This is a genomic window from Marinobacter bohaiensis (assembly GCF_003258515.1).
GTDB classification, from domain to species: domain Bacteria; phylum Pseudomonadota; class Gammaproteobacteria; order Pseudomonadales; family Oleiphilaceae; genus Marinobacter_A; species Marinobacter_A bohaiensis.
The window spans coordinates 191,531-203,889 of sequence record NZ_QGEH01000003.1; the positions used below are offsets into that span (position 1 = coordinate 191,531).

Annotated in this window: 11 protein-coding genes; 5 read left to right on the forward strand and 6 right to left on the reverse strand. The window is 61.3% G+C overall.

Annotation, left to right across the window (positions count from 1 at the left end; all coding sequences use genetic code 11):
* Nucleotides 1-2 precede the first annotated feature (2 nt).
* Entirely contained in the window at nt 3-911 is a 909-nt protein-coding gene (gene argF, locus DKK67_RS15720) for an ornithine carbamoyltransferase (protein WP_111497452.1), read from the reverse strand.
* Between the two features lie 24 nt (nt 912-935).
* On the reverse strand, nt 936-2,162 hold the full coding sequence (locus tag DKK67_RS15725) for an aspartate aminotransferase family protein (protein WP_111497453.1): 1,227 nt from the start codon (nt 2,160-2,162) through the stop codon (nt 936-938).
* Between the two features lie 318 nt (nt 2,163-2,480).
* Here DKK67_RS15725 and grxD point away from each other — a divergent pair, with 318 nt between their 5' ends.
* Complete coding sequence (gene grxD / locus DKK67_RS15730) at nt 2,481-2,816, forward strand: Grx4 family monothiol glutaredoxin (protein ID WP_111497454.1); 336 nt, start codon at nt 2,481-2,483, stop codon at nt 2,814-2,816.
* 151 nt (nt 2,817-2,967) lie between these two features.
* On the opposite strand, the gene DKK67_RS15735 is transcribed toward grxD, so the two are convergent.
* The 4 genes from DKK67_RS15735 to DKK67_RS15750 form a co-directional block, all read right to left on the reverse strand.
* Nucleotides 2,968-3,813 (reverse strand): energy transducer TonB family protein, encoded by an 846-nt coding sequence (locus DKK67_RS15735; protein WP_111497455.1) that lies wholly within the window; start codon nt 3,811-3,813, stop codon nt 2,968-2,970.
* A 38-nt stretch (nt 3,814-3,851) separates the two neighbouring features.
* A complete protein-coding gene (locus DKK67_RS15740; RefSeq protein WP_111497456.1) occupies nt 3,852-6,074 on the reverse strand; it encodes a DUF1631 domain-containing protein in 2,223 nt (740 codons plus the stop codon).
* A 747-nt stretch (nt 6,075-6,821) separates the two neighbouring features.
* On the reverse strand, nt 6,822-8,105 hold the full coding sequence (locus DKK67_RS15745; protein ID WP_111497457.1) for an HlyC/CorC family transporter: 1,284 nt from the start codon (nt 8,103-8,105) through the stop codon (nt 6,822-6,824).
* Nucleotides 8,106-8,210: 105 nt separating this feature from the next.
* Complete coding sequence (locus tag DKK67_RS15750; protein WP_111497458.1) at nt 8,211-9,014, reverse strand: cytochrome C assembly family protein; 804 nt, start codon at nt 9,012-9,014, stop codon at nt 8,211-8,213.
* Between the two features lie 167 nt (nt 9,015-9,181).
* Here DKK67_RS15750 and ffh point away from each other — a divergent pair, with 167 nt between their 5' ends.
* The 4 genes from ffh (at nt 9,182) to trmD (ending at nt 12,335) form a co-directional block, all read left to right on the forward strand.
* Nucleotides 9,182-10,564, forward strand: a complete 1,383-nt coding sequence (gene ffh / locus DKK67_RS15755) for a signal recognition particle protein (protein WP_111497459.1) — start codon at nt 9,182-9,184, stop codon at nt 10,562-10,564.
* Nucleotides 10,565-10,762: 198 nt separating this feature from the next.
* The gene (gene rpsP, locus DKK67_RS15760; protein ID WP_111497460.1) at nt 10,763-11,008 is read left to right on the forward strand and encodes a 30S ribosomal protein S16; all 246 of its coding nucleotides are present in this window, start codon (nt 10,763-10,765) and stop codon (nt 11,006-11,008) included.
* Nucleotides 11,009-11,045: 37 nt separating this feature from the next.
* Nucleotides 11,046-11,573 carry a ribosome maturation factor RimM gene (gene rimM / locus DKK67_RS15765; protein ID WP_111497461.1) on the forward strand — a complete coding sequence of 176 codons (528 nt, stop codon included), beginning with the start codon at nt 11,046-11,048 and terminating at the stop codon, nt 11,571-11,573.
* Between the two features lie 3 nt (nt 11,574-11,576).
* A complete protein-coding gene (gene trmD, locus DKK67_RS15770; RefSeq protein ID WP_111497634.1) occupies nt 11,577-12,335 on the forward strand; it encodes a tRNA (guanosine(37)-N1)-methyltransferase TrmD in 759 nt (252 codons plus the stop codon).
* Nucleotides 12,336-12,359 lie beyond the last annotated feature (24 nt).

Below are 12,359 nucleotides of genomic sequence, written 5' to 3' on the forward strand. Positions count from 1 at the left end.
GCTCAGGCCCCGAGAATCAGGAACTCAAGCAACGCCTTCTGGGCGTGCAGGCGGTTTTCCGCCTCGTTCCACACCACTGAGCCGGGGTGCTCGAGCATGTCCTCGGAGATTTCTTCCCCGCGGTGGGCCGGCAGGCAATGCATGAACACGGCATCCTTGTCGGCCAGATCCATCAGTTGCGGATTGACCTGATAGGGTGTGAACGCTGCGGCACGGGCCTTCTGTTCCTCTTCCTGGCCCATCGAGGCCCAAACGTCAGTGACCAGCAGGTGCGCACCCCGGACGGCTTCGGCCGGATCCCGCAGGACGCTGACCCGGTCGCGGTTGGCGTCGACCAGGGCGGTGTCGGGCTCATAGCCCTCCGGGCAGGCGATGCGCAGGTTGAAGTCGAACTGGCGGGCGGCGTTGATGTAGGACGCGCACATGTTGTTGCCATCGCCGATCCAGGTCACGGTAGCGCCCTGAATGCGGCCGCGGGCTTCGCGGAAGGCCTGCATGTCGGCCAGCAACTGGCAGGGATGGAACTCATCGGTCAGGGCGTTGATGACCGGTGCCGACGACACGCTGGCAAAGCGCTCGACTTTCTCATGCTCGAACGTGCGGATCATCACCGCGTCGGCCATGCTGGAGATGACCCGCGAGGAATCCTCGATCGGCTCGCCCCGGCCCAGTTGGGTGTCGCGCGGGGACAGGAACAGGGCGGCCCCGCCGAGCTGGGTCATGCCCGCTTCGAACGACACCCGGGTGCGTGTGGATGATTTCTCGAAGATCATCGCCAACACGCGGTTCTTGAGGGAGTCGCGGACCTCTCCCGAGCGCCAGCTTTTCTTCAGGTCGATGGCGCGGTCGATCAGCTGATCCAGTTCCGCCGGAGAGAGGTCGAGTAGGGTGAGAAAATGTCTAACAGCCATGCGTGCTATTCCGTACTTGGGAAATCAGGGAGTTTGAGGGGCGTCGGGCCGCGGCGAACGCGGTGCCTGACGGTCGTCGGCGGCGTGAAGTCGGAGGATGCGTACCACCCGATCGACCATGTCGTCGGCTTCCCCGTCGCTGAGAGTCAATTGGGGTAGCAGGCGAACCACGCGCTCGGCCGTGACGTTGAGCAGCAGGCCCTGGGTCTTGGCCAGTGGCACCAGTTCGGCGCAGGGGGCGTTCATCTCGATGCCGATCATCAGACCCAGGCCGCGAATATCACGGACGTAGGGGGCGTCCTCGAACGCAGCCTGCAGTCGGGCGCGCATGCGGGCGCCGAGCGTGCGTGCGCGCTCCAGCAGGTTGTCCTGCTCAATGGTATCGATCACCGCGCTGGCGGCGGCGCAGGCCAGGGCGTTACCGCCAAAGGTGGAACCATGGTGTCCGGGCTGGAATACCTGTGCGGCCTCGCCGCGGGCCAGGCAGGCGCCGATCGGGAAACCGTTGCCCAGCCCCTTGGCGGTGGTGACCACGTCCGGTTCGACGCCGTAGGCCTGGTACGCGAAACAGGCGCCGCAGCGGCCATTCCCGGTCTGGACTTCGTCCAGCATCATCAGCCAGCCCTGGTGGTCGCAGATTTCGCGGATGCCCTGCAGCCAGGCGGGGTCGGCGACGTTAACGCCGCCTTCGCCCTGGACCGGTTCCGCCAGCACCGCCACCACGTTGGGATTGGCGCGGGCGATGGCTGCGATGGCGTCCAGGTCGTTGAACGGGGCGCGGATAAAACCACTCACCAGCGGTTCGAAACCGGCCTGGACTTTGCGGTTGCCGGTCGCCGTCAGCGTAGCCAGGGTGCGGCCGTGGAACGACTGATCCATGACGATCACGGCCGGCGAGTGAATGCCGCGCTGATGACCGTAAAGCCGGGCCAGCTTGAGGGCGGCCTCGTTAGCTTCCGCGCCGGAGTTGGCGAGGAAGACGCCGTCCATGCCGGACACCTGGCACAGCTTGTCGGCCAGGGTCTGCTGGATGCGGGTGTGAAACAGGTTGGAGCAGTGCACCAGGCGCGCGGATTGCTCCTGGATGGCGCGGGTCACCGTCGGGTGGGCATGACCGAGCCCGCAGACCGCGATGCCGCTGAAGCTGTCGAGGTAGCGGTTGCCGTCGACGTCGTAGAGCCAGGGCCCTTCGCCGCGATCAAACACGATCGGCAGGCGTCCGTACGTATTAAGCAGCGGTTGATCCGCCATAGGGTCTCCCTTTGAGGATGGCCTCGATTAGGGCCCGCTGACGCCGGATAATCCGGGCTCCCGGAAAATAGCAAAGCCCCGGCCAGCGGCGTTTTCCGCACCGGAGTCTTGAATTCGGGAGCTGGTCAGAGAGCCTGCTTGAAAGCAGGCAAAACATAGTATCGGTAATTCCGGATGTTGACAATGTGCCGCCGCGAACCGATATCCCGCCTGTGCCGGGGCTCATGGCCAGGTCTCCGGCAGCCGTGTACAATGACACACATCCGCAAGTGGCGACAGGCCGGGCCTTCCCGGCTTCAAGACGAGGTAGATTTTTCTATGGATATCAACGAAACCATCAAGAGCCAACTTCAGGACAACCCGATTATCCTGTACATGAAGGGTTCTCCGCAGCAGCCGCAGTGCGGTTTCTCGGCTCGTACCGTGCAGGCGCTGATGGCGTGCGGCGAGCGCTTCGCCTACGTGAATATCCTGGATAACCAGGAACTGCGCGAGTCCCTGAAGGTGTACAGCAACTGGCCGACCTACCCGCAGCTTTACATCAACGGTGAGCTGGTGGGCGGTTGCGATATCGTGCTGGAAATGTCCGAATCCGGCGAGCTGGCCGAAATGGTCAAGGCCGCGGCGGCGAATCAGGAAAACGCCGAAGGCTGACCGCTCTGGCGGCCGTCGGCACGTCACTGGACAGGGTGGCGTGCCGGGCCTGCCGTTCGACCCCCGCCTGTCTTCCCGTTTCTCTGATTCCTTCCACTTCCTTTCCTTTCTCCTCGATTGCCTACCCGTTTCTTCGCCCCGTGATTGCCGATTATGAACGGCGTGGCGTGAAGCGAAGCTCCACCTGATAGCGATAGTCCTGATCCCGCGCCGAGGACGGCGGTACCGGATAGGGGCTGGCAGCGAGTGCCCCCTGACGGGCGGCGCGGTCGAGCGCCGGGTCGCCGGAGCTTTCCAGAGTCTGCAGTTGGATCAGCGTGCCGTTGTCCATCAGTTGCAGCTCCAGCCGAACCACCCGCACCTGTTGCAGTTCGCTGATCGAATGGACCGGGCGCCTGGATAGGGCGGTGCTGATGCGCTGCCAGAGCAGGGCGACGTAAGGATCTTTGGCAACCGGATCGGCGTGGGTCTGCGCGGGTCTGTTTTCGGTGGTGGTTGGCGGCGCTTCAACGGGAGTGCCGGCCTCTTGTGCCTGACTGGCCGTGGAGCTGGGTGACGCCTCGGCACTCCGTGCCAGAGTTTTTGCCGACGGTTCGGGCGTTTCAGCAGGGTGCCGGGTTGACGTCGCTGCCTCCGCCGAGCGTGATGGCGCGTGTTCCGGTTGGGAGTGTGGCGGCACTGCCGTGTCGCTTGGGTTTGAGGTGACGACTGGTTCCGGAGTCGTCGTAGGCGCAGGCTGATCGGGTTGCCGGGGCTGTGCGGGAGACGGTGGCGATGCGGCTGGTTGCTCGGCGCTGGTGGCGCTGTGCTGGCTTTCCTGATGGGAGGGAGCGGTCAGCCGCAGGTGAATGGCTGTGGCGGGAAATGGCTTGGTCAAATGCTGCAAGCTGTGGACAAGCGCAATCAGGCCCGCGGAATGGACGAGCAACGCCAGCAGAAGGGCGATGGCGAGCCGGAAGTGGACCGGCTGCGCGTTCGAGGGACCGGGCAGCGGCATAGCAGGCCTGTACGAAAAAGGACTGCTCGGAAGCTAGTCTATCCCGAGTTGCGTCGCAAGCTTCCCATCACCGCATCGAGAGCCCTGTCAATTAATGCGCCCTGTTCCAGCACCGTCAGCCGGCCACGACGCATTTCATGGGCCAGTTCGGTGCGGGTTTTCTCGATGACTTTCAGCCCCATCCGGTTGACGAAGACGAAGCAGTCGGCCTCTTCGATGATGGCGGACAGCTTGCAGCGGAAGCGGGCCCCGTTGACCAGGTTGAACTCCACCCAGTGGCCCACGCCGATGGCGTCGATCTTGTCGATGTACTCGGCGGTGGCGGCGTCCTCGATTTCCTGCTGGCGCTGGATGGCGGTGGGTGTGTCGTCGGTGTCATCCTCCGGCATCGGCTCCGGTGATTCGGCCGCCGGAGAGTCGGTCTGCGCTTCAGCCAGGGCGTGGGCACGGAACGCTTCGGTGAGCTCGTGCTTGAGGTCGCTCATCATGGCGTCGAGGCCCGTGGAGTTGTAGGACACTTCCTCAAGGCCGGCGCGCAGGCTCTTGAGCAGGCCCGGCACCACGCGGACCCACTGGTCGCGTTCCTCGTCGTCCAGGTGGGGGTGCAGGCACCAGATCAGGTCGTCCACCACGCGAACCGTCTGGTTCCAGCGGTGCTCCACATCATCCCGCAGGTACGCCAGGAACATGACGCGGCTCCAGCCGTTGACCAGGATGTTGCGGATGGTATCGGGAATGCGATGCTTGCGCAGGCGCGCCTGGAGCAGTTCGTCCACGGTTTCCTGCGCCTTCTGGGACTTGATGCGGCCGCGTTCGGATTCGCGGGTGCGCTGCTCCACCAGGGTCGCTTTGCGGTTCTCTTTCGCCAGGAACTGGTCGAACTCGTCGTTGAGCTGTTCGAACAGGCTGATGTCACCGTCGAACTCGTTCAGGATCCGCGCCACGATGTTGTGGATCTGCTCGTACAGCTTGTCGCGCGTTTTTTCGTTGCTCTCGCTCCAGCCAATGCCGGCGCGGGCCAGGGCATTGAGCAGTTTGCGGGCCGGATGGGTGGCGCGACTGAAGAAGCTCTTGTCCTTGATCACCACCTTGAGGATGGGGATCTGGAGGCGGCTGATCAGTACCTGGATGGGCGCCGAAAGGTTGTAGTCGTCGAGAATGAACTCGAACAGCATCGATACCAGGTTGATCAGGTCTTCGTCGGATTCGTTCAGGGCGGCCGGCTTGCCGTCGCTGGTCTTCTGCTGTGTCAGCAGGTGTTGCACCACTTCGTGCAGGTCGACGACGACCGGCTCACCCTGGCTCAGGTTTTCCGTGCCCTGCAGACCGTCGTTCTGGGGAATGTTGGCCAGTATCTGGAACAGTTCGGCACCGCCGATGATATGCAGATTGGGGTTGGCGGAGCGGGGCATGCCGCCACTGGCGCGTTGCTGAGCCAGCATCTCGCGGATTTGCTCGAACAGGGCGTCGCTACGGTCGACGCCGTCGTTGGCGGTCGGTTCTTCCGGGCGGAGTGTTTCGCCGGCCGCGGACTTGCTGCCGGTCGCCGCGGGCGCGCTCTTGTCGGTCTTGCCGTGAAAACGGAAGTTGGGAATGACGCCCGCCTGGATCAGGATGCGGTTGGCTTCGTCCAGCAGCATGCCCAGGTTGGATACGACGTACCGGTCGAACTGTTTGAGAACGATCAGGCGCTCGCGGATCTGGATTTCCAGCGCCTGTGCCGCCTCAACAAAGGCACTGCACAGGTGTTCCGGCGCCATCGGATTGACTGGCTCTTCCTCGGTGGCGTTGGGATAGACGCTGGTGAAGCGAGCCTGGAGCTGGATCAACGGTCCCTGAAAATGCGCCCGGGACTTGGTGATCATGGCATTGAGGGCAACCTGTTCCTCGAGTTCGTCGTTCTGGACCAGGGACAGGGTATCGGCCGTGGTGGCGCTGTGATCGACCACTTCGGGTGCGGTGGTCTGCGGCGGTGCGACGAACAGCTGGGCTACCGCGGACTGGAAGTGCTTTTCCACGCCCTTGCGTTTGATGCGGATTTCCCGCATCGCCTCGAAATAGCGGTTCTGCTCGTTGTTGCTCCGTGCATTGTTGGCCAGCTCGAACAGGGAGTCGTCGACGGCGTCGAAGGCGCCCTGCAGGAGGTCGCCCAGACCGGCCACAACGGTATCCCGGATCTTGCTGATTTCTTTGGGCAAGCTGCCAGCGCTCCCCAGGCCCTTGTGCTCGTGGAGATAATGTATGCCGGACTGCTTGTTCATGGCCAACTCCTCAAAACGCCTCAACCGGATACATGACCGAGCGGTACTCTCTTTATCCTTATCAGCACAGTCTTTGTTGGCGTCGTCTTTAGCGATGCCTTTATTTTTTGTGACGGCTAACCTTGCGGCTATTTGCCTTATCGTTATCGGGCGGTTTCGTGGACCGAGTGGAATCGAAATCGATCCAATTTACTGTGTTCGTCGAGCTTAAACAGAAACGCCTCTAATGTGTACGGACCGCCTGAGACATTAACAAAATATAACATCGTCACGCGGAAAGGGCCGCCGCTGGTCAGGGGCCGCCCGGGATCATCTTGCAATTGCCCGAGCACGCCGCTTGCGTGCCGCACCCTTTTACGGGTTCCCTGCTTCATACACGCAGACTTCTCCGGCGTCCGCGCTTGCAATGAATTATCGAGGTGCCCCTCGGGTCGCCCGTCTCGCCGGTCTTTCGCCGGTTGTTTTAGCAATCGGACGGGGCGGCGGTCTGTTTATATTTTCACCAGTATAGCAATTTCTCGTCAGGCGGGTAGGGCGGGAGTGACGCGTCCGTCTGTCCGTTTAGCCACTGTCCGACCGGACTCCGGGCGCGGTTCTTTGCCGGGATGTGACTGTTAATGCACCGTCATTCCATGATCGCAGTTTTGGCGTGCGGAGTGGTGGCGGTCAAGCCGTCGCTTAAATTTTGATCTTTTAAGTGCGACGGCTTTTATAACCATAGTATTCCAGCTGCGCGAGACTGGCCGTTCAGGTGCCGGTACGTAACCGCTGGCGGCGCAGGGGGGGATGGACGTTGGCGGCCTTGACGACGTTGTCCTTGATTTGCAGGACCTCGATGCGAACGCCGCCAACAGTGACGCAGACGTTGTTTTCGGGAATGGTTTCCAGCGTCTCGGTGATCAGCCCGTTGAGCGTTTTGGGGCCATCCGTCGGTAATTTCCAGCCCAGTGTCTTGTTGATGGTACGGATGTGGGCGGAACCGTCGATGATGTAGGTGCCGTCGTCCTGGGGGATCATGTCCGGGCTGGTGGCCGCGTAGTCCGTGGTGAAATCGCCCACGATCTCCTCAAGGATGTCCTCCAGAGTGGCTATCCCCAGCACGTCGCCGTATTCGTCGACTACCACGCCGATACGGCGCTTGGCGGTCTGGAAGTTGATCAGCTGCAGGTGCAGTGGCGTGCTTTCGGGGATGAAATAGGGTTCCCGGCACAGCTGCATGATCTTGGCCTTGTTGAGCTCTTCTTCCATCAGCAGTTTGGAAATATTGCGCAGGTGCAGCATGCCCTGGACATTGTTGATGTCGCCCTTGAAGACCGGCAGGCGCGTGTGCTGACTGGTTCGCATCTGGCGCAGGATGGTTTCCATGTCGTCGTCCAGGTCGATGCCGGAGACTTCGTTGCGGGGCACCATGATGTCGTTGACGGTGACCTTTTCCAGGTCAAGGATGCTGACCAGCATGTCCTTGTGCCGGCGCGGGATCAGTGCACCGGCCTCGTTCACCAGTGTACGCAGTTCTTCCCGGCTGAGGTGGTCCGACGAGGCGTCTTCGGCGGAGATGCGCAGCAGCTTGAGGATCATTCCGGTGAACAGATTTACCAGCCAGACGATGGGGTAGAGAATCTTGAGCAGCGGCTGCAGGACGAAGCTGGCCGGGAAAGCGATGCGCTCCGGGAACAGGGCGGCCAGCGTCTTTGGGGTGACTTCGGCGAAAATCAGGATGACCACCGTCAGCAGGATCGTGGCGATGGCGATGCCGGCATCCCCCCAGAGACGGATCGCAATCACCGTGGCGATGGACGATGCCAGGATGTTGACGAAGTTGTTGCCAATCAGGATGACGCCGATCAGCTGGTCCGTGCGTTGCAGCAGCTTGTTGGCGAGTTTGGCGCCTCGATGGCCGGTCTTGGCCAGATGTTTCAGGCGATAGCGGTTGAGGGTCATCATGCCGGTTTCCGAGCTGGAGAAAAACGCGGACATGACAATAAGAGCGGCGAGGACAATGAACAGCGCCGAAAGCGGTGCCTCGTTCAAGCAGGGGGATCCTTTTATTGCTGACGATAAGAAGAGTGAAAATAGGGTGTCGCAACGCGGGGTGTCAAGCACGTGCGCCGCGTTGTCGCCGGTTGGGCGACGGGACTAGCCCGGGTGGAAAATGAATTCCAGGGCGAACTTGCTGCCGTAGTAACTGATCATCAGCAGTGCGCAGCCGGCCAGGGTCCAGCGGCTGGCGGTCTGGCCGCGCCAGCCCTGGGTGTAATGACCGATCAGCAGACCGGAGAATACGAACCACGACAGAATGGAAAACAGGCTCTTGTGAGCCAGGTTCTGGTCGAACAGGTCGTGTACGAATATCGATCCGGTGATAATGGCCAGGGTCAGTACGATAACCCCCGCCCAGAGCAATTCGAAAAGCAGCGACTCCATGGTCTGCAGCGGCGGCAGATTGCGGATCAGCAGGCTGTTGTAGTTGCGCTTGAGTTGGCGGTTCTGCAGGTTGACCAGGAAAGCCTGTACCGCGGCCAGGGTGAACAGGCTATAGGCGGTAATGGCCAGCGCGATGTGGGCCAGCATGCCCCAGTTGCTCTGGGAGACGTAATGCGGCGGCGAGTGGAATATCAGTACAAATACGACCGTCAGTGCGGCCAATGGGTAGGCGGCCAGGAACAGGATCTGGAGCGGCTTGCGGCTGTTCAGGATGAGCAGGAGCAGGACAACGAACCAGGAAATCAGCAGGGAAGCCGGAAAAAAGCCCATGTTGATCATGCTGGTCTGGGGGATGCGGTCCCAGATCAGTGCGCCGTGACTCGCCAGTGCCAGGACGCCGATCAGCGATGTCAGGTTTGAGTTGGCTTTGATCCTGCCGCGAAAAATCAGGGTTTGGAACGCAGTGCCAACACTATAAAGGAAGAGTGTGGTGACCGCGAGGATGAGCGTGCCCATGAAGTGTGTGGTTAGTCCGTTAATCGTTGACCGGTTCGTTTGAAAGCGACAGTCTGGTTATAATGTGCCGATTGTGCAACCGGAATCAATCTTTCAGGGTTGGCGAGGCAATCGGCGATCGCCCTGAAACGTATTCATGCGTCACTGACAGAGAATGCTGAATCACCATGTTTGATAATCTTACCGATCGCCTGTCGGGGAGTCTGCGCAAGATTTCCGGCCAGGCCAAACTGACCGACGACAATATAAAGGATACCCTGCGCGACGTCCGCAAGGCCCTCCTGGAGGCGGATGTGGCGCTTCCGGTCGTCAAGGAGTTCATCGCGCAGGTGCGCAAGCGCGCCGTGGGCACCGAAGTGAAGCGTAGCCTGACGCCGGGTCAGGTCTTCATCAAGGTGGTTCAGGACGAGTTGGTCAAGGTGATGGGCGAGGCCAATGAAGACCTCAATCTCGCCACCCAGCCGCCGGCGGTGATTATGATGGCCGGCCTTCAGGGTGCCGGTAAGACCACCACCGTGGCCAAGCTGGCGCGCTATCTCCAGGAGCGTCGTAAAAAGTCGGTCATGGTGGTCAGTGCCGACGTCTACCGCCCGGCGGCGATCAACCAGTTGGAAACCCTGGCGGGCGAGGTGGAAGCCACCTTCTTCCCCAGCTCCACTGACCAGGATCCGGTCGCCATCGCTGAGGGGGCCATCGACGCGGCGCGCAAGAAGCACATCGACGTAGTGATCCTCGATACCGCCGGTCGCCTGCATGTCGACGAGGGCATGATGGATGAGATCGGTCGCCTGCAGAAAGCGGTGAAGCCGGTCGAGACCCTGTTCACGGTCGATGCCATGACCGGGCAGGATGCGGCGAACACCGCCAAGGCGTTCAACGACGCGCTGGAGCTGACCGGTGTCGTGCTCACCAAGACCGACGGCGATGCTCGGGGCGGGGCGGCACTGTCCGTGCGCCACATTACCGGAAAGCCGGTCAAGTTCCTGGGCGTGGGTGAGAAGACCGAGGCGCTGGAGTCCTTCCACCCGGATCGTGTGGCTTCACGCATCCTGGGCATGGGCGATGTGCTGTCGCTGATTGAGGAAGCCGAACGCAAGATTGATAAGCAGAAGGCGGATCGCCTTACCAAGAAGATCAAGAAGGGTAAGAGCTTTGATCTCGAGGACTTCCGCGATCAGCTGCAGCAGATGAAGAACATGGGTGGTGTTGGCGGTCTGCTGGACAAGCTGCCGGGTATGGGGCAGATGGCCCAGGCCGCCCAGGAGCAGGTCAATGACAAGAGTCTGGGGCAGCTGGAAGCCATTATTTGCTCCATGACCACGAAAGAGCGTCGCCACCCGGACGTCATCAACAACTCCCGCAAGCGTCGTATCGCCACTGGCTCGGGTACCCAGATTCAGGACGTCAATCGCCTGCTCAAGCAGCACAAGCAGATGTCCAAGATGATGAAGAAAATGGGTAAGAAGGGCGGAATGGCCAATATGATGCGGGGCATGCAGGGCATGATGCCGCCCGGCGGAGGCGGAGGTATGCCGCCGTTTGGTCGCTAGGCCGAGCTCGCCGCGTAAATCGGCTCCGTGAAAACCGCTATCCGGCGCAGTAAGAAAAGCTGCTATTAGCTGTTTTCATCGGCAGGGATTTAGCATAGAATAGCGCCCCTTTCGAGTATAGGGTCCTCGCGCCGTGACGGTTTTCAGCCGGCGCGAGCAGGACAAAGTTCGTATTCACAGAACAGGATATTGGTCGAAATGGTAACAATCCGTTTGGCTCGTGGCGGCTCCAAGAAGCGCCCGTTCTACCATCTGACAGTCACCGACAGCCGCAACGCCCGTAACGGCCGTTTCATTGAGCGCGTCGGTTTCTTTAACCCGATTGCCCGCGGCGGTGAAGAGCGTCTGCGTGTTGATCAGGAGCGCGTGCAGCACTGGCTGAGCAACGGCGCGCAGGCCAGCGATCGCGTGGCCAAGCTGCTGAAGGAAGCGGCAGCAAAGTAATCGCTGTTGCCGAGATTGTACGAACCGGGGCGCATGTATGGCAGATAAATCGCAGGAAACTGTGATCGGCCGCATCACCTCGGTTTTTGGGGTTAAGGGATGGGTCAAGGTCTATTCCTACACCGACCCCATGGAGGGTATCCTGGAATATCGTCACTGGCAGGTCAGTCAGGGCGGTAAGCCGGTTCCCCTCGAAGTGGTTGAAGGCAAGCGTCACGGGCCGGGCATTGTTGTCCGCCTGAAAGGCGTGTCCGACCGGGATGTAGCGCGGTCCTACTGTGGACTGGATGTCAGTGTGCCGACCGGGGAACTGCCGGACTTGCCCGAGGGCGAGTACTACTGGTTTCAGCTGGAAGGCCTGCTGGTCGAGACGTCTCGGGGCGACAACCTGGGGCGGGTCAAGCATCTGATGGAAACCGGGGCCAACGATGTCCTGGTCGTCAGGGCGACATCGACGTCCATCGACAAGCGTGAGCGTCTGATTCCCTATCTGCCGGATGACGTCATTCAGCAGATCGATCTCGATGCCCGACGCATTGTGGTCGATTGGGATCCGGAGTTCTGATTGGTGTGGATTGGCGCCGTTAGCCTGTTTCCGGACATGTTTGACGCCGTGCTTGAGTACGGTGTGACCGGTAGGGCGGTTCGTGAGGGTCTGCTGACCGTCGAACGCTGGAACCCGCGGGACTTCACCCACGACCGGCATCGTACGGTGGACGATCGCCCCTACGGCGGCGGCCCCGGCATGCTGATGAAGATCCAGCCATTGCGGGATGCCATTCATGCGGCCAGGGCGGCTGCGGATGGCGACGCCACGGTGGTTTACATGTCTCCCCAGGGAGAGCCGCTCAACCAGACAGTGGTTCAGGAGCTGGCGAGCGCGGAACGGCTGATTCTTGTTGCCGGGCGCTACGAAGGGGTAGACGAGCGGTTGATCTCCGCGGAGGTCGATCGGGAAGTGTCCCTGGGGGATTTCGTCCTGTCCGGGGGAGAGCTGGCTGCGATGGCCGTGGTAGACGCGGTCACCCGATTTATTCCGGGGGCGCTGGGCCATGCACAGTCAGCGGAGCAGGACTCGTTTGCTGACGGACTGTTGGACTGTCCGCATTACACCCGCCCCGAAGTCTATGAGGGGCAGCGGGTGCCGGAGGTCCTTTTGGGTGGGCATCACGAGCAGATCCGGCGCTGGCGGCTGAAACAGTCGCTGCAGCGGACCTGGGAGCGGCGCCCCGATTTGCTGGACAGGCGGCCGCTTTCCGACGAAGAGCGCGAGCTGCTTGACCAGGTTTTGAATGAACGGGGTGCCTCTGGGTCATCAGGGCATTGATAGATTGGGTATTCAGGAGTTAAC